Source organism: Kitasatospora sp. NPDC097691 (assembly GCF_040302665.1).
Lineage (GTDB): Bacteria > Actinomycetota > Actinomycetes > Streptomycetales > Streptomycetaceae > Kitasatospora.
In genome coordinates this window covers 1-22765 of record NZ_JBEORY010000058.1, presented here as the reverse complement: position 1 = coordinate 22765, position 22765 = coordinate 1, and the positions used below count along the sequence as shown (strand labels likewise).

Genomic DNA, 22765 nt, shown 5'->3' with positions numbered 1-22765 from the left:
GATGCGATCAGGCCGCGGTCTCGCCGTCGCCCTGCTGCGTCCTCAACGATCGGCCGGTCCCCCATCCCCAGCCAGGGCTGCGTTGACCCAGGGGATGCCACCCCCTGGCTACGGCCAGGCGTGCAAGCGACCATGAAGGGGTGAACCTTCCAGAACTCGGCGCCTTCCTCAGGACACGCCGCGACCGCATCCGCCCCGCCGAGGTCGGTCTCCCCCAAGGCCCGCGCCGGCGCGTCCCCGGGCTGCGCCGCGAGGAAGTCGCCCAGCTGGCAGGGCTGTCAGCCGACTACTACACCGAGCTGGAACGCGGCAGCGGAAAGCACGGCGCGCAGCCCTCGACCCAGACCCTGGCCGCCCTCGCCCGAGCCCTGCGCCTGAACGGCGACGAGCGCGACCACTTGTTCCACCTGGCCGAACGGCCGATCCCCCCGTCGGCACACGGACCATCGGCACACGTGCAGCCCGCGCTTCTCGGACTCCTGGACCGGCTGTCCAACACCCCCGCGCGCGTCATCACCGACCTGCACGAAACCCTGGTGGAGAACGACCTGGCCCGGAACCTGCTCGGCAAGTCGCCAGCACACCGCGGCCCGGCGGCGAGCTTCGTGTACCGCTGGTTCACCGACCCGCAGGCGCGCGAGAGGTACCCGTCCGAGGACCACCCGCACCACTCCCGGGTGTTCGTGGCCGACCTCCAGGCAGTGGCTGCCCGGCGCGGCCGGGACGCGGAGGTCACGAAGATGGTCGCCGTGCTACGCCGCCGTAGCCGGGAGTTCGCAGCCCTCTGGGACACCCACGACGTCGCGGTGCGCCGCATGGACCACAAGAGGATCGTCCACCCCGCGCTCGGCGTCATCGAACTCGACTGCTACAACCTGCTCAGCGAGGACGGACGCCAACGCCTGCTGTGGTTCACCGCGCCGCCCGGAAGCCCGGGAGCCGAGCAGCTGGAACTGCTGTCCGTCATAGGAACCCAGGACCTGAGCGTCACCGAGGGCACGGCACCGGAGAGGTTGTCCGCGGCGGAATCCGGATCGCAGCGCTGACCCGCGCCGCAGAGGGAGGGCCGCCTTCCCGGCCAGGGTGGCGGCCCCCAGCCCCCCTCCTGCTCGCAACCCTGCTGGCGGGCGACCCGGCCGCGTCGTCGTACTCGACGAACCGGCAGTCAACCTCCACCCCACCATGCAGCGACGCCTCTCCCGCCACCTCGCCGACGTGCAGGGGATCGTCATCACACCCAGCCCCGAGCTGATCCCCTGCTCCTACATCACGGACCTCGACCACGTCATACGCCTCACCGAGCAGACTGACGGCACCCACGTCGGTTCCCTGACAGACCAGCACCGAGAACAACTCGCCACCTGGATGCAACGGCTGCTCCTCGCGGACGTGCGGGCTCTGCTGTTCGCCTCCGCGGTCGTCCTGTGCGAAGGAGCCACCGAGCTTGGTGCCCTGAACCACTGGTGGAGCCAGGACCCGGCCGGCCTCGGCAACCCGGGCAGCGCCAACATCGCCATGGTCGATGTGGGCGGCGAGGCGAGGGGTGGCTCGGGGTTAGGGAGCGACCCGGTCGCCGATCCCTGGACCAGTTGCCCGGTGTGCCGGTGCACTCGTAGACGCCGGAGTGGTCGGGGCTGACGCCGTACAGATGGTCGGCGGTGGTGACGAAGGCAGCGCCGGGTGCGCCGATGCGGGTCCAGGTGTGGTGTTCGCGATCGTACTGCTCGATGTCATCGGTGGCCGCATCGGTCGCATAGAGGGTGGTGCCGCCGGTGAAGATGCGGTCGGTCGCGCCACGGACCTGGCCGACCTGGCCTGGGCTCGCCTGTTCGGGGCCAACCTGACGGAGGCCGACCTGGCTTCGGTGACTTGGGACAGTCGCACCACAGCGTGGCCGGAGGCGGTTGCCGACCGGGTGCCGGCAGGATCGGATGCGGTCGGTCCCGGCGTGTACCGCGTCCGGGGCGGCGGATCTTCACCGGACCGCAGCGGGGCGATGGTGTGACAGGTGAGGGCCCGGGTCAGCGAGCCAGGACCACACACGATCGCGTCGTCGACCCGCCGTAGCGTTCGCGGATCGTCGCGAGCAGGCCGACCCCGTTGAACCGCCCGACACCATGACCGCCGCATCACGGGGTCCGCGGCAGCGCCGGGCGGTCCCGATCCTGCGGGCCAGCCACAGCCGTCCGGCCTCGGTCACCGGTGCGTTACGGTGTGGCATGAGGGCCTTCCTGGTCTCCGGTGCAGATGTCGCAATCCACACCCGGCCAGAAGGCCCTCACTCATTTCAAGATCACCACCCCGTGAACCCCGTCACCAACTCCGTGGTCAGTACAACTAGCGCTTCGCCGTGCCGGCGATGAACTCGTCCCAGGTACCGACGGTTTCGGCTGGAGGTGCCGTGATGGCCGGGACGGTGCCGAAGTCGGAGTACTCCTCGAAGACCTGGGCCTGGCCCTTGCTGCCGGTGGTGACCTGCTGCGACTTCAGGACGAGGTCGTCCTTGCCGACCCACATGTCGAGGACCGCCGAGGTCTCGCCCCGCCGCTTGGCCAACTGGACGTAGTAGTCGCGTACTTCGTTTTTGATGGCGGGCCCGGTGTAGCGGGCCAGCTCCTCGAAGACCACCGTGCCGCGGTAGTGGTCGGCCGCTCGACCGCCCACCTGCTCCTCGCCGACCCACGAGGTGGACCCGGTGGCGGCGAGCGCGCCCGCGACCTCGTTGATGGACCCCGCAGCCCGCGCGTTGGAGGGACCGCTGCTCGCCGGCGTGTCCATGCGGTACCAGCTCTTGCCCGGGATCTGGTCCGACTTGATGTAGGTCGCGTCGCCCGTGACGATCACCTGGGTGACGCCGGTGGGGTTGTCCGCACTCTTCTTCCCCGACGACGTGATGGACGAGGCGTACGGCTGCTGCTGGAAGAGCATCTCGGACTTGTCGAAACCGCCCTCCCCCGTCTGGATTGTCCGGTACGAGGCCTGTTCCGCGGTCTTCTTGGACGCGGCCATCAGCACGGTCGGAGCGTCGGTCCGCTTGTTCGCGGCCTTGTCCGCGGCCGGGCTCGCCCCCGCCGCGCTGCTGTGGGGCTCCCCGCCGCAGCCCGCCAGGACCATCGTGAGCGCCGCTCCCGCGGCCGCCACCGCGATGCCCCTCCCCATCACTCGCACAGTTCTGATTCCTTCTCAGTTGTTTCAAAATTGGCGATGTTCATTATCATTATGCGCAGGTCAGACTGCCAAATGAATGAGATCGTCCACCTCCCGGAGCACCGCCCGGCGGAACGGCGACCGGACGGCAGCCAAGACAGGCTCGACCCCAGAGCGGCAAGGACAGCCCGGCCGAACACAGCCAGCCAACGGTCATCACCGGGCTCGGCCCCCGGCCGCGGCAGCAGCTTCGACGGCCAGGCAACAGCGGGTGAACCGGGGCAAACAGCAGTCAGCCACCACCACGTGGCCGGACGACGGCAACGGGTGGGGCGATCGAGCGGGGCCCGGGCGGCAAGCACAGGCACAGCTGGGCGACATCGTGGACGTGATCCAGGACCGCCAGGATGACCTCACCGAGTACGCCGAAGGCCACGCCGATCTCGACCGCGACCAAGAGGCGCTCGACGAGTACGCGGCGGTGCTGCTGCTCGCGCTCCCGGCCCAACCGGCGGCCGCCGCCGCGCGGATCAAACGCCAGCGGCGCCTGATCGCCCGCCAGGACGCCCTCCGGCAACGCGCCTAACTGATCATTTCAGAATGACGTGCTCGGCCAGATGGCTGCGTACTGGGAAACTGCGACCTCGACTGAGATTTTGATCGGGGGCAAGTGGTGACGCAGTGGCAGCTCCTGCAGGGGGACGTCTTGCTCGGCGAGCTGAGTGAGTACGGCTGTGACCAGCCGTTCTTCCTGGCGCGCTTCACCCCGGGGCCGGGTTGGGAAAGGGCGAGGGGGTTGAGGGCTGCATCACGGACGCCTTGGACTGAAGCCCCCGGTGGGATCACAGCGTCGAAGGTTCCCGAGGGGAACGCCAAGGCCGTAGCGTCCGCTCGAATGAACTCGGCCTTCGGCACCAGCTCCCGAGCCCGCTGGACCTGAACATCGCTGATGTCGACGCCCGTGACACGGTGTCCCGCTGCCGTGAGCGACCGGGCCACGGGGACTCCAGTCCCGCACCCCACGTCCAGCACGGTGCCCACGTTCGGGAGACGCCCGAGCAACTCCTCGATCCACGATCGGTACTTCGTCTCGCTGTTGAACACCCGCTCGTAGTGCACGGACAACAGGTCGTACCCACGCCGGACCAGGTCCTTCGGATCTTCGACACCCACAACGGCGCACCATAACGGCGCGCTGAACCGCGGCCGCGTGGACGTCGGGCGGCTGCGGACCGAGCTGGCCGGCGTGCCGCGCGCCCCGACAGCGCCCCGGTGCACGTGACTGGGTGCGGTGGTCACGGACACAGCGGCGCCACTGGCGGTCTGCGGCGATCTCGCCGCCGAACCAGAGGGCCCCGCCGAGCCGACGAACGGTCAGCCGGTGGCCGTCGAGGACCGCGAACCAGTCGGGCAGCAGAGAAACGGCCCTGAAGTTGGGCGGCGGTTTCGTCGGCGACCTCGGTGCCGAGAAGGGCGCCGAGGTCTGTGGGGACGGGGTCGTCGACGAGGCAGAGCCAGGCGACGGCCGCACCGATGCGGACAGCGACCTGCTGCCGGTCCTGGAGCACCAGGGCGAGCACGGCCCGCCGAGCCGATCCGTCGCAGCGAGACCCACAGCCTGCAGCCGGGCTCCTGTGCCCGGTCCGGGTCCGGCCGCTGAACCGGGCCGTCAGCCGGCCGCGGGCCCGGCCGGCGCGGTCAGGTCTTCTTCCGGGAACGCCCAGGCGGGCCTGCGGCCGGGCTCCGGGCCTGCGAGAACCTGAACCTCGAACGGGCTCAAGTCGTTGTCGTGGTCCCGGGCGGTGAATCCCGCTGCCGACAGGATCGCGATCACCGCGCCGGCCATCGCAGCCTCGACCTCACCGGACTGCCGGATCGCCGCAGTGGCCACTCGCCGCTGCATGGCGTCCTCCATCACATTGCGCCGCAGCTGGGGGCCGACTCTCCAGCTCACGACCACCTCGGGTTCCATGTCGGGAAAAACGCGGTTCAGCCACTCGATACAGACCTCCGCGCCGACAGCCGGCTCGGGTGCCAGCTCGGGTGCCAGATCATTCGCGACCACCGGCAGCCCGGCAGCGGCGAGCTCGTCGCGGACCTGCTGGGCCAGCCGCTCGAAGGTGGCCCGCTCGCCCTCATCACCCATCTCCTCCATGACCGCAACCTATCCAACCGCTCCGACGCGAAGGACACGACCCATGACCACGACTCCACCAACCCCAGCACCGCACCGGGTGCCCAGAGCACCGCAGCGCCGACGACGGCAATCAGTACAGCGGCCGGCCAGGATGACGAACGTGCCGGCGACCAGGCGCCGGCACGGCGGCCTACCGCCCCGTTCGGCTGCAAAGCCAGCGGGCCGGCCACCCGGACGAACCCGGACATCGCCGAGCCGCCGGCCGCCGTCCCGGCCGGGGGGGGCGACTCACCACCGCTCTGACCACCCTCGCCAGAGTCTTCGAATCCTTCCAGCAGTGGGAGGAATCGCTGGCACCCCAGATCGAGGGCATCGGGCTCCGCCGCGGGATGGCCCGGCACAACCCCGCGGAGTACCAGCACCTGCTCTCCGTCGAACTCGGCCTCCTGGCGCAGGTCTACGGTCACCTGCGGCGTTGGGAGGACACGCTGGCCACGGGCGCCGAGAGCTTCGCGATCACATTTCACATGGCGGGTTCGGCCAGATACGGTCCGGAGTGCGCCCTGACCCCGGCAGTCACCGTCCTGACGAACCAGGCCGAGTCGCGGCCGCGGAGGAGACGACTGCGGATGACCGGCTCGGCGGGCTTCACCAGCTCCGCGGGGTTCACAGGCGAACTCGCTGAAGTGGTCGACAACTTCGCGTCCACCGGCGCCGGTCCGGCACGCGAGGACCCGGCCTTCCCCGGGCTGTGCGACACCGTCGAGCTGCTCCGCCGACGGATAGCCGAGGACAACCCGGCCTCCCGGCTGTACCTCCGCTTGACCGGCGCCGACCCCCTGGCCACGGATTCGCCGCTGCCCGAGTCGCCCGTGGAATCCGCCGCGGCACTGGAGCGGGCCGGCGGACTTCGCCGTGGGCGGAGGTGGCCCGCGCCCCGACGGGCCATCCCCGCCGAAGCCGAGCGCGCCGCCTCCCTGGAAAGGGCGGCAACGATCCTGCGCAGGCTCGGACGACACGAGGAAGCGCTCGCACCCGCGTACGCGGCCGTCAACGTCCTCCTCAGAGTGGTGCCGTACGAGACCGAGCGCTACGAGTCCCGGCTCGCCGACGCCTGGATGCGAGCGGGCATCGTCTCCGCGGAGCTCGGTATGCCGGTCACCGGCGCCGCCCCCGGCGCGGGCCACGGCGGCGCACAACTCCCCCGTGCGCCCGTGTGTTTCCGATCGTCGGCCGATCGGGTGGGGCGGTCTGCCTGCGGGAACGTCCCCCGCCGGTGCCCGCCCCGCCGCACGGGCGGTTCGGACGGCGCCGCACGGGGGAACCCCGGGCCTGCGCGGCCGCGTCGGTCGCAGCGGACGCGGTCCGGTCGGCGGCCACCGGACGGGACGAGGCGTGGGGGTCGGCGATGGACGACGAAGCGGTACGGGAAGCCGGCGACTGGCAGCTGCCGGACTACACCCACCTGCGGGAGCTCGGCGCGGGAGCCGCCGGCCGCGTGGTGCTCGCCCGCCACGACCCCACCGGCACGCCCGTCGCCATCAAGTACCTGCACGACGCGGCCGCCGGCCCCGCCCTGCGCACCGAGGCGCAGACGCTGGCCCGGCTCGACTCCCCGTACGTCACCCGGCTCTACGAGTACGTCGAGGGCGGGCCGCACGCGGCTCTGGTGATGGAGCTGGTCGACGGCGTCCCGCTGCGCACGCTGCTCAAGGAGGAGGGGGCGACCACGCCCGAGGCCGCGCTCGTCGTCCTCAAGGGTTCCCTCCTCGGGCTGGCCGCCGCCCACGCGGCCGGGCTGGTGCACCGGGACTACAAGCCCGCCAACGTCCTGGTCGCCACCGACGGCACCTCCAAGCTGGTCGACTTCGGCATCGCCGTCCCCCGCGGATCCGACCGCGACGTCTCCGGCACCCCCGCCTACCTGGCGCCCGAGCAGTGGGCCGGCGCCCCGGCCTCACCCGCCGCCGACGTGTACGCGGCCACCGTCACCTTCTTCGAGTGCGTGACCGGCGAGCGACCCTTCACCGGGCGGACGATCGGCGCGCTCGCCGTGCAGCACCAGGAGTCCCGGATCCCCGACGAGCTGGTGCCCGACCACGTCCGTCCGCTGGTCCTGGCCGGGCTCGCCAAACTGCCGCAGGACCGGCCGGCCGGCGCGGCCGAGTTCGTTCGGCTGCTCGACCGGGCTGCGACGGCCGGGTACGGCGAGCGGTGGGAGGAGCGCGGCCACGAAGACCTTGCCGCCCTGGTCGCCCTGCTGGCCCTGCTGCTGCCCCGGGGCCCCGGCGGCCCCGAGCCCGCCGGGACGACAGCGCTCGCGCACACCCGGCTCGCCGGAGCCGTCGTCGCCCCCGCCGGCCCCTCGGCTCCCACCGCTCCCCCGGCCGTACGGCGACCGCCCCCGCGAAGACGGGCCCGGCTGACGGTGGGCGTGGTGGCGGGCGGCCTGGCGCTGGCCGTGATCGGCGGGGTCGCGCTGGCCGGCGTCACCGACCGGGGCGAGCGGACGCTGACGGGCAGTCCGATGCCCTGGATCACCACCTCCCTGGACCCGACCCGGTCGAGCGCCCCGCCGCCCGGCCCGACACCCTCCCCCACCGGGCGGCCCTCGCCCTCGCGCTCGCCAACCTTCTCCCCCACGCCTTCCCCCGCCGGCCCGCCCACCGACCCGGCGCCCGGCCCCACCCCCACGACGGGCCCCGGTCCCGGCACCGGCGGGCGGCCCGCCCCCACGCCGTCGCGTACGCCCACCGATCCCGCGACCGCCGCGCCGCCACCGCCGCCCCCACCCCCGCCACCGCCCCGGACCGCCCCGGCCAGCCCCCCTTCGAGCCGCTCCACCCCGCCCACCCCACCCACCACGCCCCCGACCAGCAGCCCGCCCACCACCCCGACGCCGGTCCGGGTGGCGTCGGTGAACGTCGACTCGATCGGCTGCGACGGCGGCTACGGCATCCAGGCCACCGTCACCGTGGTCACCTCCGGCCCGCCCGGCGCCACGCTCGTCGTCAGCTGGATGCACAACTCGGCCCCCACGTTCCCGAGCGAGACCGTCGCCACCGACATCGTGAAACTCGGCACCGGTCGCGCCACCCTGACCGTCCGCCACCAGTTCGGCACCGGCGACAGCCGCCTCCAGTGGGGCCTCAGGGTGTCCACCACACCAGCGGCCGGGGGCACCCCGACGGCCTATCGGGAGCTGTACTCCCCGTCCTGCCACGAGCCCGGCTGATCCGCACGCCACCGCCCCAGGAGGTCTCCCCGTGCCACCGTCCGGATCCGCACCCGACCAGGACCCGACCGAGCGCCTCTCCCCGGGCGCGCCCGGCCGCACCGCACCGTTCGGCCGGGGCGGCCCCTCCCCGGACGACCACGAGAGCGCCACCTTCCTCGACCCCACCGTCTGGGACTCCGCCCCCGCCCCCGCCCCGCCGGCCCCCGTACTTTCCGCACCTCCACCTCCCACACCTGCCGCGCCACCCACGCCCACGCCGGAGCTGCGCCGCATCGGCCCCGGCGTGCCTCCGCAGGCCGCCGCGGTGTGGCGCGGCAAGGCGTCGACCGGCGGGCCGGTACCGCCGGCCCGCCGACGCCGGGCCGCCTTCGGCCGGCTGGTCTGGGCCGCCGTCCTGCTCGTCCTGCCGGCCGTGCTGCTCACCCGCTGCCACGTCGATCCGCCGCTCGACCTCACCGGCGTCTCCGTCACCGCCGCCCCGGCGGCCGGACCGACCTGCGGTGGGACGGCCGTCCTCACCGCGTCGGTCACCACGAACGGCAACCCCGGCACCATCCGCTACCGCTGGCTGCGCAACGACGGGACGTCCTCCGGCGAACTCGTGCAGCCGGTGCAGTCCGGCGAGCGCCAGGTGGACCTGGTGCTGCGCTGGACCTTCGACGGCCCGGGCACCCTGCGCGCGACCGCCACCGTCGAAGTCCTGACCCCCCAGCGGCTCAGCGGATCGACCACCTTCCGCTACAGCTGCGCCGGCTGAGCGGTCGCCGTCGCGCAGTCCGGCCTGTTCACCGGCGGTCCCGCGCTCGGGCTGAGAACGGCCTGGCCAGGTCTGCTGGTTGCCCCATGAGTGCCTTGCCATGGCGCCAGGTCTTCTCCAGGAACACGGTGCCGGCCGGAGCAGCGGCCGGCCGGACACACGACCTCGCCGGACGCCCGAATCCCGCCACCGGACCGCGATGCCGCAGTCCAGCGTTTGCGAACACATCAGCTCTGCGATACCACGGTGAGTAGGCCGCCCGTAGCGGTGTGCGCCGGCAGCAACTGTTCGACTGGCCCGGCCCGACGGTGAACCGCCGAGCATGCCACTGCTGCGCCCCGAGTCGCGGGCACCCGTCGAGTAGGCGATTCCATCCCGTGGTCCGGTGGGTTCTCGGCGAGGTCCAAGCGTGGAATCGCACCGCCCGCCGGACGGAAAGCCCCCGTCCTGACACGCTCCGACGATCCGGTGGATGTGAGGAGTCATGGTCACGACCGCCCCGGCACCCGAACGCAAGCCTCTGCAGGAAGCCGCCGGAGTTCCGGCGACGCCGCTACAGGTGAACATCTCGCAGGTGCTCAGCCACGATGTGGTCACCGCGGACACGATCCCGGTCGACACCACCAGCGCGTCTCCGGTGGGAGTCTTCGTCAATCCCACAGGCGGTGGCGTACCTGGCAACAGCCGGACCGAGGCACTGGCCGTCGTCGCCGTCCAGGACTCGCAGGCGCCCCGGTTCGCGCACATCGCCGGCGACCCCTCGGCGGACACCGGCTGGACGATGCGGACACCGTTCGGCGGGCTCGAAGCGGCCGAAGTCGCCGCCGGGGTCGCCTACCCGGACAGCCCGCAGGCCGCGGTCTTCGGATTTCTCTCCGACGGCACCACGCTCCACACCAGCCGGCTGCAGTCGGACGGCCTCACCTGGAGCGATCCGCAACCGGTCGGCGGTTCGTCGGTGTCCAACCTGCACACCGCCTACACGCCTGCCGGGCGTCTCGTGCTGTACGGGGCAGACCCGGACGGCAACCTGGCCACCTGCTACCAGCCCACGCCCGGCGGCATGTTCACCACGACCGTGTGCACCCTGCCCAGCAGCCTGGCCGGGGACTTCCAGCTCGTCCTGAGCGACGAGTCCAGCTGGACCCTGGTCGCCGACCTCGGTGGCGAACCCATGCTGGTGGTCGGCGCGCTGGGAGACTCCGAGGCCCGCCAGTCCTCGCTGCCGGAGTACCAGGGCACGCTGAAGCAGGTCGTGGTCGGCTTCTGGAGCGCGGCCGTCAACACCGCCGTCTTCGCCCTCGTCGACACCGACGACACCCTGAACCTGTGGGCTCAGTCCCCGTCCGTCACCGTGGTGCAGCCGCCCGCCGGACCCGCCCTGTCCACCGCCTCGGCCGTCGGGCACGTCTCCACCGACGGCACGCTGCACATCTATGTGCAGGACACCTCGCTCAACCTCTGGGTGGTCCACCAGGATCCGGAGGTGCCGTGGAACGACGACGGCACGCCCAACTGGTCGCCGCCCATCCCCTTGGACAGCGGGATAGCCGGCGTGGCCAGTTCGGGCAGTCCGGCCGACGCGCCGAGCCTGTTCGCCATCGACGCGGCCGTCGGGTCGCTACGGCTGCACACGCAGGATCCGCAGACCCAGATGTGGCGCAGCGGCACGGTGTTGACCTCGTCCCTGAGCGTTTACGAGGTCGCCCGCTACCGCACCGAGGTCACCGTCATGGACGCCAACGGCGCGCCGGTGCCGCAGTACCCGGTGACCCTCGCGGCGGCGCAGGGCAGTTCGGCGTGCGAGTTGTCCTGTGCGGGAGTCACCGTGACCGTGGGCAGTGACCCGGTGGACCTGACCACCGACGCGCTGGGCAAGGTCACCCTCGCCATGCTCACCACGGCCGGACTGGCCGCCCCCAAGCTGTGGCTGGCCGCCGAGGGACTCGCCGACCCGGCCGTCGTGCAGCCCGGATCGGGAGTGCTGACCTATCTGTCCGGGCAGGGCACGCTCAATCCGACGAATCCCGGCGGGCCGCTCCCGCAGTTCGACTCCGACGGGGTCACGCTGGCGGCGGCGCAGGTCGACGGTGCGCGACTGGCGCCGGGGGCCACCGGCAGCACGGCCGGGGCCGCTGCGGCGGCCATCCGGAGTACCGCCATGAGCGGCCTGGGCACCACGCCCTCCGGGATGGCGGGATACCGGCTGCAGACCACGAGCCCGGGCGGCGGGGACGCGGGGCCGGCGTTCACCGTGCTGCACACCCGGGAGGAACTCGCCCGGGCGCTGGCCGAGGAAGGCGGTAAGCCGGGCAGTTTCTGGAACGACATCGAACGGTGGGCCGGAGACGTCTGGGAGGGCATCAAGAACGGCCTGATCAAGATCGCCGACGTCGTGGTGAGCGCCATCGACCAGGTCGCCCGGTTCACCCTGCAGATAGGCGAGGAGATCGCCGCGGGCATCACCTTGGCCGTGGCCGGGCTGGAACAGGCCGCGCACTTCATCTCCGGCGTGTTCGCCTGGGTGGAGGCCGAGATCGACAAGGTGGTCAAATGGCTGCGGGCGCTGTTCGACTTCGGTGCCATCTGGCGCAGCAAGATGGCGATCGAGAGCGCCATGAGCCAGATCCCGTCCCTGGTGAAGCAGTTCACGGCGCACTACCAGAGCGCCGCCGACACATGGTTCGCCGAACAGAAGGAGGCGGTCGCGCAGGCGTTCGGCGCTGCCAAGGACGCGGCGGGCCAGGCGCCGTACGGCCGACTCCCCGCCTACCAGCAGCCGCCCCCGAGCACCACCACCGTCGTCGTGGGCGGCGCCACAACGGCCGACTTCTCCCTGAACGTCCATCACAACTGGCTCCAGGACAAGGTCGGCGCCCAGGCCCCCGACGACCCCGGCGTGACCGCCTATCAGCCCGCGCAGGGCCCGTGGCAGGCCTTCGCGACGCAACTGTCGGACGCCCAGGGTGACTTCACCGGCGCGATGGCGGACCTCGCCGGCGCGCTGGAGACCCTGATCGAGCATCCGGAGCAGTTCTCCGGCCAAGGGATCGGCGACCTGCTGGGCGCGATCGAAGGACTGGTCCTCACCGCGCTGGACCTCGCCGACGCGATGGCGGACGCCTTCGTCGGCCTCTGCGACGCCGCGATGGACGGGCTGAGCGATCTGCTCTCCCAGGAGCTGCGCTGGGGCCCGCTCAACACGCTGTGGCAGTGGATGGCCAAGGCCGCCGGGTACCCCGACGACGGGCAGCTGACCGTGGGGGCGCTGGCCGCGCTGCTCGCGGCGTTCCCCACGACCGTGCTGTACAAGCTGATCGAGGGCGTGGACACGGAACCCTTCCCGAGCGGCACCTTCTCCCCGGACGGCATCCTCGCCGGCGCCGTGCCGCAGAGCTACCAGATCGCCGGGGGAATCCTCCAGATCGTCTACTTCGTCCCCTCGCTGGTCGCCGATCTGCTGGGACCCGACACCCCCTGGTGGCTCGGCCTGATCAGGATGACCTGGGCCGGCGCGATCTGGGCACTGAACAACGGGTTGCCGTTCACCCAGATGCTGGAAGGCGGGGCGATCGCACTCGTCGCGCTGGTCCTCGTCCTGCGGGCGGTGCCCATGGCCACGATCCAGCTGCTCCAGAAAGCGGTCGGGCCCAACGCCAGGGACATCGGTGCGGTCGTGATGACCCTGGTCGGCCTGGGGCGGCTGGGCGTCGGCGCGTACCAGATCCTCGAGGACGACCTCGACAGCGAGCAGATCGCCATCGTGGACCTCCTGCCGCTGCCCGGCATCTTCTCGTTCCTGAATTTCAGCGCCATTCGCAACAGTGCCATCGGGCCGTACTGCGTGACCGCGAAATGCCTCATCGACTACGTGGGATTCGTGGGCGGCGGATCACTACAGCTCTTGGAAGCGATGGGACCATGACACAGACGACGAAGCAGGGGGCTGCAGCACGGCCGTGGCAACCCGGCCCGCGGGGCGACGGCGGGCAACCCGATCTGCTGGGCTGGGACGCGGTGTGCGCCATGAACACGGTGCAGATTTCGGCCGTGTTCCGTCAGCAGTACCTCGCGGAGGGGCCGACGAGCCCCGTACGGCCGATCCGGGTGGCGTTCCCCGACGGCGACGATCTCATGGTCGTCGACACCGTCCTGGGGCCACCGGACTTCTCCTTCTCCGGCGACAGCGACGAGCCGCAGTGCGAGTTGTCGATGTTCCTGGTGACGGGCAGGGTTCTGCGCGTCGACCCCGCCGCAGGAGTGGTGCGCAACGTACTGCCGCTCGAGTCGAGATCCTCGTGGCTGAACGGCCCCGTCACGCTCACCGGCATGCAGGGCACCGTCGACGACTCGCTCGGCCGGGTGGGAATCGACCTCGGTGCAGCCGCTTTCCAGCCCGTCATCGGCGGGATCGATCCTGAATCCGAAGTGCTCACCGAGATGAGTACCGCCCTGCAGACCTACTTCAGGACCCAGAGCACCACGTACCCCCTCGGCGAGATCCAGAAGGGCCCGGACGGCCTGTCCGGCTGCCTGGCACCGTCCGAGTTCGACTTCGTCGTCCAGCAGAACCCCGACCGGCCCGGCGACGGAGCCGTCCTGCTGCTCATCAGGACCAGTGGCAGCGGCGGAACCGTCGGGCCCCTGTCGCCCTATCCCCTTCCCGAAGGCGACACCGCCGCGTTACTGGTGTCCGGAGAACTCCTGTTCACCTCGTTGATCGCCCCCACCCTCACCCAGGAATTCGAGAAAATCGGCACGACGTTCACCGCCGAGCAGCAGAGCGACGGCAGCTATCGGATCAACGGTTCGGGAGGCACCCTGGACCTGGGCGGTTTCCCGGACCCCTGGCTCGGCCAGCCCGACATCCCCTACACCTCGACCGACGGCGCCGACTACGAAGACGTCACCCTGCAGCCGGCAAGCTTCACCGTGGCCAGCGACGGCACCGATCTCGTCTCGACCTTCACCTGCTCGTTCGAGCAGTACTTCTCCATGGCCCTGAACCTCCCACCGAACGGGGACCCGGCCGAAGAGGTCGGCAAGATCGTCCCTGGCTTCTCGGTCAACCACTGCGACCTGGACGGGACGGTCACCACGACCTACACCGCGAACGCCGACCCCACCACCGGCGTTGTGAGCTTCTCCGGGCAGACCAGTTGCACGCTGACGCCGGACAACAAAGGAAGCGGGTGGAGCAGCTTCTGGAGCGGCACCACGGACTTCCTGCCCGACGACATCCAGGGTTCCCTGGAATCGGCCCTGCAGTCCGTCCTCCAGCAGGTGACCCTGCCCGACGTCGGCACCTTCGCCCTGCAGAACCTGCTCTTCCCCTCCGAGCAGGTCCTGCAACTCACGGCCGTGGCCGTCCCCGGTGACCTGACCCTGACCGGCCAGGTGGAGTCCGTCCTCACCGTCAGCCCGCCCACCGTCACCCTCACCCCGACCGGGCAACAGCAGTTCGGCGCCACCATCGCCGGATCGACCACCGCGGTCGACTGGGAGGTCCAGCCACCGCTCGGCGCGATCGACCCGACCGGCTTGTACCAGGCACCCGGCACCGTGCAGCAGCCCAGCGTGGTCATCGTGACCGCGATCGACCAGGCGGACGGCTCTCGGGTGGGGCGCGCCATGGTGCTGCTGGCCCCGGCGCCGCCGTCGTCCGACCGGATCGTCACGCCGACGGCGCTGACCCTCACCGCCGGACAGGGCTACGACTTCGTGGTCGTGGACTCCGACGGCAACCCGGTGGACGGCGCGGTCTGCACGCTCTCCCCGCCGGGCGTGGGCACCCTGGAGCAGGGCTGGGGCACCGGCCAGTGGATCTACACCGCGCCGGATTTCGTGACGCAGTCCCAGACGGTGACCATCAGCCCCGGCCCGTCCGGCGCTGCCGCAACCGTGCAGCTCGCCACCACCGCGACCGTCACGGTCACGGCGTCGAGCACGACGGTGAGCCCCGGCGGCACCGTGACCCTCACCGCGGCCTCCGACGATCTCGACCGCTTCACCTGGTGTGTCTACCCCACCGGCATGGGCACGGTCACCTTCACCGAAGGCACCGCCACGGCCGTCTACACCGCACCGGCGACCGTCCAGGACAACCAGTCGGTCACCCTTCTGGCCTGGGGATCGGACGACCCGGTCGGCTGCGGCTGGTGCAGACTGACCCTGACCTCCGGCTGAGTCCGGTGCACGGTGCGCCGGCCGGTCCACCAGAGCAGACCAGCCTCGCACCGGCACGAGGCCCCACCGCCGCGGACGGGTGCCGAAGCCCTTGTACGGGACCTGTCCGACGTGGTGCCGCGGGCCCTGCTGCGGCGCGCGTGCGGTGCGGACGCCTCCGCGGCGCTCGCGGCGCGGATCGTGCTGCAGGCGATGGTGCCGGCGTTCCCCTTGGGCAGCCCAGGACCGGGACGGCCCGGACGGCGGCCGAGCCGGGCGCAGCGGGACGGCCCGGCGGCCGACCAGGACACAGCGGGGCGCGGCACCGGGCCTCGGAGGGGGTGGCGAGTTCCGGGTTCCGTTGGCCCCACCCCCTCGATCGGGTGAGGCTTCACAGTTTTCGTCAGCGGTCGGATTGCGCTTGTCGATGGCGGTTCTCGCTGCGACGATCACGGGATGGATGGCATCGACAGTCGAGACGTCGACCGGGCTGTGGACGAGATGGTTCGGGTGCTTGGTCCGCACGATTCCGAGAACTGGCAAGCCCGTGCAGGGTCGCTGGAGTGGAGCTGCTGGCAGACTGCCGCGCACGTCGCGCACGACCTGCTGGCCTATGCCGGGCAGCTGGCGGCCCGTCCGGCGGACGCCTACCTGCCCTTTGACCTCGTCGTCAACGCCGATGCACCGGTGCGTGAGGTGCTCAGGGTGGTGACCGCCTGCGGAAGACTGCTGAGTACCGCGGTCGCGGCGGCCACACCCGGTGATCGTGCTTGGCACTGGGGGCCGTGCGATCCGGCGGGTTTCGCCGCGATGGGGGTCGCTGAGACGCTCCTTCACACCCATGACATCACCCAGGGACTGGGACTTTCGTGGCGTCCCCCGGAGGATCTCTGTGCGGCAGTGCTCAGGCGATTGTTCCCTGATGCTCCGTCCGGCGACCCGGTCCAGGTTCTTTTGTGGTCCACCGGCCGGGGTGAGCTCGCTGACCGCCCGCGCCGCACCTCGTGGGTCTGGAAAGCCGCCGTCTCGTGAGGAGGAGTTCAGGCTCCAGCCGTCGCGGCGGGTGCCAGGATGGCACCCGCTCGAGAAGGTGGCCGTCTGTCGGGCCGGCTGATCGGCGTGGAGTTCCGGAGAGACGATGATCCAGTCGATCGCAGTGCCGAAGCCGTAGTGGGCGTTCACCGCCTGATCGACCTGCTCATCCGCCGAGGTGAAGAACTCGGCCGGGCCGCGGAGGAACCCGGCGAACTCGGCCGGGTCGCCGGGTGGCCCGACTCCACCGACCGCTACCCGGCAGCCGTCACCGCGTTCCGCGCCGAGCCGAGCGAGAAGCGCGCGCGGCACCGTGGAAGGTGTACCCGGCCATCCCGAGCATCTGCGCCGCCAAAGGCAGGAAGCTCTCCGAACGGTCTACCCCGAGCACCGCAGCGGCCGCACCCAGCCTGATTGTGAGCCTGCCCGGGGCGGCATGACGGGGACGCCGGACCGCAACGGGCGTCTGCACGATTCACCGAGTCGGCGGACGCGACGCACAGGAATCGCCTCCTCGCCCCAGACCACCGCGAACGCAAGCCCGGCACCCCCACCACCTCGACGACCTCACCGTCACTACTGCTGCCGACCCGCCGGCGCAGCCGTTTCCAGCTCGGGCATCCCCACACGCGCAGCAAGCAGCGTCAACCGCCCGACGCGCGTGCCACCGGGACAGCGCTTAACGTCGGCAGGGCCAGCCGCCGACGATGCACGGGAATCACGGGCATTCACCCGGCCCGGGCCTACGGCTACGGATACTCCTGGAAGGCAGCCCCCGTGACCACAGCATCCGACACCCCGGTCCTCGACACCCTCGCCGCCATGACGGCCGACTCGCTTGAGCGCTGCAGCCTGGAAGGCAACACGCTGATGCTCATTCGCATCGCCGCGCTCGCCGCGATGGACGCCCCGGCGATCTCCTACCTCGCCCACATCGGCCCGGCCGTCGAAACCGGCATGACAGCCGAACAGCTGCAAGACGTTCTCGTCGCGGTCGCCCCGATCGTCGGCACCGCCCGTGTCATGGCCGCCGCAGGCCACATCACCCAGGCCCTCGGCATCGCCATCGCGGTGGCCGACGCCGACATGGGGATGACCGGAACCGGCTCCTGACCGACGGCCGGACCACCAAGCTGTTCACCGGCAGCGCCGGCGGCGCCGAGCCGGCGTGGCCGGGCGGTCAAGGTGAGAGCCCGGTGTTCTATGGCGGGGTCGCCGATGCGTCGACGAGCCAGGTGAGCCCACGGGCCGCACCGAGAGAGCGCCGGCGCTGAAGTCGGTCAGCGAGAGGAGGGTGCGCCTGCCCGGGCTGAACGCCAGCGAGGACACGTCACCGGTGTCGGCGACGAGGCGACGGCGCAAGGGAAGGTGCAGCGCGGTCGCGGAGGGACGCTGTCGCTGTGCCGGGCGGCCGGGCGGGGACGAGCCGTTCCGTGCCGGCGCCTGGTCCTCACGGCGCCCACCGGCCAGGCCCGTCCCCCGCGGGCCGTCTCAGGTGCGAAGAGCTCGTAACACGATCTTGTGAATCGGTGCCGGTCGGCCGTAACTGGTACGACGATTGAGCTGTTCGTGAGGACGTGAGCAGCAAGCCGTGGGTCGTGGATGACGAGTTGTGGGCGCTGATCGAGCCGGTCCTGCCGGCCTGGCCCGCACGGTCTCCCGGAGCGAGACCCGTGTCGGACCGGCTCTGCCTGCAAGGCATCCTCTTCGTCCTCTACGATTCCCGGCATTTCCCGCCGAACCCGGTCAGCCATCCACCGGATCGAAGCTCAGCATCTCTGGCGCGGTGCGGTCGCCGAGGCCCTGCACCAATACGAGCGCTTCCTCCACCAACCCGGTATCTGCCTTGGGACGACTGCCCCTGCGACCCGGCGGACGCTCGGAACATCCTCGAAGACGCGCTCCGCCGGCTGCCACGTGCAGACCGGGCAGGGCTCCGCAGGATTGTCGCCCGGTTGGATGAGGAGTTCCTGCGTCGAACCCTGCCCGACCCTTTGGCCGCGTCCGTCAGTTCGTAGCATGCGGCAGCGTGGTGGCGGCAGAGAATCCGGGAGAAATGAGTGTGGTCACCGCCCTGCTGGAGCAGCGCGGCACCTGGAACGCCAAGCGGGCTGTCGACGCCCTCGCTGTCGCCGGTCACCGGCCGGGCCGCCCCGCCACCTGAACGAGCACCACCAAGCCGACGATGACCTGACGCTGCCACCGCCTGAGGGATGCCCCTGGACCGGTGGCCGGCCGATCTCGGCGCGGTCTGCCGGTAGCGCGTCGGCGCATCGCGCACTGGAGGGCGGTGTCGTGGTCGGGTTCAGGCCACGTATCGCTCCTGGGTCCAGAGTGTCACCGCCCTGGAGCCAGCGCTGTTCAACCCGTGCTCCGGCCGGACTGCCGACCGTCCGCACGGCGGCCTGTCAGTGAGCAACTCCCTTCCCTATACTGCGAGTTCGACCGTCCGCCGACCATGACAGCGGACCGGTGAAGAGGATCGAGGGGTGGGCGGGATGAGCAACGATCGACTGAGAGTTCCGCACGAGTACCGGGTGGCGACGACGCGGGTCGGGGGGCTCGCGCTCACAATCCTGCTGCTGTCCTTCGGGGCACTGCTGCCGATCTGGAGCGACAAGGAGTTCGCGCCGTCCAGCAAGGCGATCGGCTCGCTGCTGGTGATCGGCTTCTGTCTGCTGGTGATCGTCGGCGTCGCCCGGGCCGGCACACTGGTCACCGCCGAAGGGATCACCGTCCGTGGGATGGTGCGCCGCCGCCGACTGCCCTGGGCCGAGATCACGCAGTTCGGCAAGGCGCCCAACCCGAACGCGCACACCGGCCGCGGCGCGCCGGCGTTCCTCACCTACGCGTTCCGTGCCGACGGCCGCAAGGTCCACCTCCCCTATGTCGACGACAAGCACGTCCTGGTGGACCGCGAAGTGGAACGGTTGAACACGCTGCTGGCCGAACGCCGCGGCGACGCTGACTGAACTCAGGACGGGCCCAGCGCCCGCCCGTTCGACACCGCCGCCACGGGGAAGACCACCCCCCTCCTGGAAGTCGGCCGCCCCTGCCACCTCGCTCACCTACACCAACACATCGCCCCGCCTGGCAGCGCGCACCCTGTCGTGCCGGTTGCCTACGTGCTGGTCCGACGGGGCGAGACGCAGCGAGATGTTCGCCCTTCCTGTACGCGGCGTTCAGCCCGAGAGCCACGATCAACTCCCGAGGACGGAGGGAGGTCCCGGAGAGGCATCGCCTTCCGCCACTGTCGATCACGCAACCAGGGCCGCGACCCCCATCGAACTGGCACACCATCGGTTCACACCAGCGGTCCCCAGGCCGGGCCCTCGCCAGTACCCGAGTCCGAGAACACAACGGTTCGGAAGCAAGCACCCGAGTACTCTCAGAACCCAGGACCGATTCCAGGCCCCCCATCCGGGACGGCCCCGTAGAGCCGGGGCGGCGGGTCTCGGGGCCGGTCAGCTGGCGACGGTCTCGGCGTGCCGGTGGAGCGTGTCCAGGAGCGTGTCCAGGAGCGCGGCCTGCTGCTCGGCCGGCGGTTGTAGTACTCCGGGCTGCGGGCCCAGGACTTGCCCGTGTAGTCGGCGTTCTCGTAGCAGCAGGTCTTGTTCTCGGGGCGCACGGGGGTGAGGCGGAACGCCGGGATGGAGTCGTCGATCTCCTCGACGCTGTGGACGCCCGGGATGGAGTTGAAGGCGGCGCCTGAGCAGCGTCCTCACCCGGGCGGCGTTGCGCGCGTGGCTCGCCCAGCGACGGTCGCATTGGCCCCACATCCTCGACCGGCACGTCATGGTCTCCCTCCGAACCGCGGCCGGCACCGACCCCGTGAGCACGTGATTCCTGGAGCGGCCCGGGCCGAGCTGCTCGTCCACTTCGGAGGCGGCGTCAGGGGAAGGCTCCGGCTCGGCCCCGGGCCCCTGATCAGCCGCCGGCCGGCCGACCTCCCGGTCTTCAACGACACCTTCGTGACGGAGTTCTCCCATGCCGCGAAGCACCGGAAGTGACCGGGGAGCCGCGGGAGCGCGCGGGGCGCAGGCGTCATCGACCGCTGGTCGCGGCCCGAGTCCTCGGGCCGCGACCAGCGGTTGATCAGGCGGCTCCTAGCAGGGGCTGAGCCACCAGACCCAGCCCCACGGGGCGGCGGGGTCCGAGCTGTAGCCGCCGGGCGACGTCCAGCCGAGGTTGCCGTTCCGGTCGTAGAACTTGGCGTGCAGGGCGGCCCGTTGGTTGTTGATCCACGAGCCGGTCCCGGACCAGGGAATGGACACCAGGAAGTTGCACGTGAAGAGCGTCAGGACGTCACCGGTGTAGTCGGGGCCGCTGTAGGCGCACACGTACGTGTACGGGCAGGAGCCGGCCAGGCTCGTCGCGTCACCCGCCGCTGTGACGCTGCGGGCCTTCTGCTCCCCGGGAAGGGCGAGCAGCAGCTCGCCGCCGTTCAGGGCGATCTTGTTGGCCGAGACCTGGGTGCCGCCGGTGGTGGCCAGGTAGGCGTCGACGCGCTCCTGGAGGCTCTTCGCCTGGGCGTCGGTCAGGCCGATGCTGTGGGCCTGGGCCGAGAAGTCCGGGGCGGTGGTGGCGCCGGCCGCACTCGCGGTGCCCACGAGCGCCAGGAGGGTCATGACCAGCGCGGCGAGAATCCTCGCGGGCGAGCCGGAGCCGGGGGTTCGGTGCTCTGTCACGGTGTCACCTCTGGGAGTCGAAGGATCGTGTCGCGTGCTGGTCACATCGTTGCCGCACACCGGCGCCCGGGTCTTTGGCGCTGCGTGCGGACTTCCTCGGCACCGGGCGCAGTCGGCGTCCGTCATGGCCGACAACCGCCTGGACGCGGCCCGGCTGCAACCCGGACCATCTCTCTGTGTTCACGTCAACCGAAGCAGGGGCGTGCGGGCCGGCACCCGAAGCGCTCGTGTCCGTCTCCACCGACGGGGTGGCTCCACCGGACCGGCTGGAGTGGTGGAGCTGCCTGATGGAGACCGACGTCATGCCCGTGGCGCTCACCAGCGACCACGAGGGCGGCTTCCGCGGGAGTGCGAGGGCGGTCGACCTGCCCGGCGCCCGGGTGGCGGAGTTCGCGTTCTCCCCGATGTCGGCCCGTCGCGGACCGGCCCAGATCCGGCGCTTCGACCCGGAGCAGTACCACCTGTTCCTGGTGCAGGGCAGCCCGATCCAGCTGGAGCAGTCCCGCAACGTCGCCGGCCTCACGACCGGCAGCCTGGCCGTGTTCGACACCTCGCGCCCGCTGGCGGCCGACTTCTTCACCCGGGACGACCGCGGGCACCGGGTCACGCTGATGCAACTGCCCCGAACCGCCGTGCCGCTGAAGGCCGACCGGATGGAGCGTCTGCTGGGCCGTTCCCTCGCCGTCCGATCGCCCGCCGGGGTGCTGCTCGGGCACTTCCTGTCCGGCTTCCTGGACAGTGCCGGCCACGGCAGCATGGCAGAGCTCCGCCGGACGGGCGCCATCGGTGTCGATCTGGCCGCCGCCTACTTCGCGGGCCTGCTCGACGCGCACGACACGCTGCCCGTGGAGACCCGGAAGCAGGTGCTGCTCGCACACGTCGACACCTTCATCGAGCACAACCTCGGAGACCCGCAGCTGTGCCCGGCCGTCATCGCCGCGCACCACCACATCTCGCTGCGCACCCTGCACCAGCTGTTCCGGACGCGGCCCGACACGGTCGCCGCCACGATCCGCCGTCGCCGTCTCGAGCGCTCCCGTGCCGACCTCGCCGACCCGCGGCTGCGCCACCGCACGATCGGGGACGTCGCCGCCCGCTGGGGATTCCGCGCGCACGCGGACTTCAGCCGTGCCTTCCGCACCGCGTACGGCGTGGCACCCAGTGATGTCCGAGGGCCCGATCCGCAGGGACGGGGCGTCGAGGGCGTCAGTCGCCGCGGAGGCGGATGAAGGTGGCGGTGGGTGGCCGGCCGGTGAGGGTGAGTTCGACGTGCAGGGGGTGGTGAGGGGGTGGTCGGGGTCGCGGCCCGGGGAGGGAGCCGAGGAACGGGCGGACGGCCTCGGCGACCTCGCGGGCCTGGACGGGGGTCAGCCGGTGGCGGTCTCGGCGTGCCGGGTGAGCGCGTCCAGGAGCGCGGCCGGGTGGTCGGTCGGCTTCCCTTCGGTGCGGGCCTTGTCCTGCTTGCGCAGCCACGTGCCGGGCCGGAACGTGGGGTCGGCGCGCAGCGCGGTCTCCACCACGGACGGGTACCCGGCCGCCTCCTCGAAGGTCAGTCCCTCGGGCATGCGGGCCCAGGCCGACAGCACGGCGAACTCGGCGTA

The 22765-nt window shown here is 71.3% G+C and carries 16 protein-coding genes and 2 pseudogenes; 13 read left to right on the top strand and 5 right to left on the bottom strand.

Annotated features, from left to right (window positions below; genetic code table 11):
* Positions 1 to 140 precede the first annotated feature (140 nt).
* The 3 genes from ABTY56_RS30525 (at position 141) to ABTY56_RS30515 (ending at position 2005) form a co-directional block, all read left to right on the top strand.
* Entirely contained in the window at positions 141 to 1046 is a 906-nt protein-coding gene (locus tag ABTY56_RS30525; RefSeq protein WP_350632581.1) for an MmyB family transcriptional regulator, read from the top strand.
* Positions 1047 to 1182: 136 nt separating this feature from the next.
* Complete coding sequence (locus ABTY56_RS30520) at positions 1183 to 1638, top strand: TOPRIM nucleotidyl transferase/hydrolase domain-containing protein (protein ID WP_350632580.1); 456 nt, start codon at positions 1183 to 1185, stop codon at positions 1636 to 1638.
* Positions 1639 to 1705: 67 nt separating this feature from the next.
* Entirely contained in the window at positions 1706 to 2005 is a 300-nt protein-coding gene (locus tag ABTY56_RS30515) for a hypothetical protein (protein ID WP_350632579.1), read from the top strand.
* A 332-nt stretch (positions 2006 to 2337) separates the two neighbouring features.
* Here ABTY56_RS30515 and ABTY56_RS30510 read toward each other — a convergent pair whose 3' ends face one another.
* A complete protein-coding gene (locus ABTY56_RS30510; protein ID WP_350632578.1) occupies positions 2338 to 3159 on the bottom strand; it encodes an SCO4651 family lipoprotein in 822 nt (273 codons plus the stop codon).
* A gap of 370 nt (positions 3160 to 3529) precedes the next feature.
* Here ABTY56_RS30510 and ABTY56_RS30505 point away from each other — a divergent pair, with 370 nt between their 5' ends.
* Entirely contained in the window at positions 3530 to 3733 is a 204-nt protein-coding gene (locus tag ABTY56_RS30505) for a hypothetical protein (protein WP_350632577.1), read from the top strand.
* Here ABTY56_RS30505 and ABTY56_RS30500 read toward each other — a convergent pair.
* On the bottom strand, positions 3730 to 4179 hold the full coding sequence (locus tag ABTY56_RS30500) for a class I SAM-dependent methyltransferase (RefSeq protein WP_502893218.1): 450 nt from the start codon (positions 4177 to 4179) through the stop codon (positions 3730 to 3732). The genes ABTY56_RS30505 and ABTY56_RS30500 overlap by 4 nt on opposite strands.
* Positions 4180 to 4816: 637 nt before the next feature.
* Positions 4817 to 5302 (bottom strand): hypothetical protein, encoded by a 486-nt coding sequence (locus tag ABTY56_RS30495; RefSeq protein WP_350632576.1) that lies wholly within the window; start codon positions 5300 to 5302, stop codon positions 4817 to 4819.
* 1390 nt (positions 5303 to 6692) lie between these two features.
* On the opposite strand from ABTY56_RS30495, the gene ABTY56_RS30490 reads away from it, so the two are divergent.
* The 8 genes and pseudogenes from ABTY56_RS30490 (at position 6693) to ABTY56_RS30455 (ending at position 19448) form a co-directional block, all read left to right on the top strand.
* Entirely contained in the window at positions 6693 to 8519 is a 1827-nt protein-coding gene (locus ABTY56_RS30490; protein WP_350632575.1) for a serine/threonine-protein kinase, read from the top strand.
* 31 nt (positions 8520 to 8550) lie between these two features.
* On the top strand, positions 8551 to 9279 hold the full coding sequence (locus tag ABTY56_RS30485; protein WP_350632574.1) for a hypothetical protein: 729 nt from the start codon (positions 8551 to 8553) through the stop codon (positions 9277 to 9279).
* A 559-nt stretch (positions 9280 to 9838) separates the two neighbouring features.
* Positions 9839 to 13204, top strand: coding sequence for a PLL family lectin (locus tag ABTY56_RS30480; protein ID WP_350632573.1), 3366 nt, complete (start codon positions 9839 to 9841; stop codon positions 13202 to 13204).
* A gap of 101 nt (positions 13205 to 13305) precedes the next feature.
* Positions 13306 to 15465, top strand: a complete 2160-nt coding sequence (locus ABTY56_RS30475) for a hypothetical protein (RefSeq protein ID WP_350632572.1) — start codon at positions 13306 to 13308, stop codon at positions 15463 to 15465.
* Between the two features lie 435 nt (positions 15466 to 15900).
* Positions 15901 to 16476 (top strand): maleylpyruvate isomerase N-terminal domain-containing protein, encoded by a 576-nt coding sequence (locus tag ABTY56_RS30470; protein ID WP_350632571.1) that lies wholly within the window; start codon positions 15901 to 15903, stop codon positions 16474 to 16476.
* Between the two features lie 777 nt (positions 16477 to 17253).
* On the top strand, positions 17254 to 17589 hold the full coding sequence (locus tag ABTY56_RS30465; RefSeq protein ID WP_350632570.1) for a carboxymuconolactone decarboxylase family protein: 336 nt from the start codon (positions 17254 to 17256) through the stop codon (positions 17587 to 17589).
* 464 nt (positions 17590 to 18053) lie between these two features.
* Positions 18054 to 18191 (top strand): annotated as a pseudogene (locus ABTY56_RS30460) (transposase); the annotation flags it as partial.
* Positions 18192 to 18974: 783 nt separating this feature from the next.
* Complete coding sequence (locus ABTY56_RS30455; RefSeq protein WP_350632569.1) at positions 18975 to 19448, top strand: PH domain-containing protein; 474 nt, start codon at positions 18975 to 18977, stop codon at positions 19446 to 19448.
* Between the two features lie 1134 nt (positions 19449 to 20582).
* On the opposite strand, the gene ABTY56_RS30450 is transcribed toward ABTY56_RS30455, so the two are convergent.
* Positions 20583 to 21164, bottom strand: coding sequence for a peptidase inhibitor family I36 protein (locus ABTY56_RS30450; protein ID WP_350632568.1), 582 nt, complete (start codon positions 21162 to 21164; stop codon positions 20583 to 20585).
* A gap of 227 nt (positions 21165 to 21391) precedes the next feature.
* Here ABTY56_RS30450 and ABTY56_RS30445 point away from each other — a divergent pair, with 227 nt between their 5' ends.
* Complete coding sequence (locus ABTY56_RS30445; RefSeq protein WP_350632567.1) at positions 21392 to 22393, top strand: helix-turn-helix domain-containing protein; 1002 nt, start codon at positions 21392 to 21394, stop codon at positions 22391 to 22393.
* A 237-nt stretch (positions 22394 to 22630) separates the two neighbouring features.
* On the opposite strand, the pseudogene ABTY56_RS30440 reads toward ABTY56_RS30445, so the two are convergent.
* A pseudogene (locus tag ABTY56_RS30440) lies at positions 22631 to 22765 on the bottom strand (NADP-dependent oxidoreductase); the annotation flags it as partial.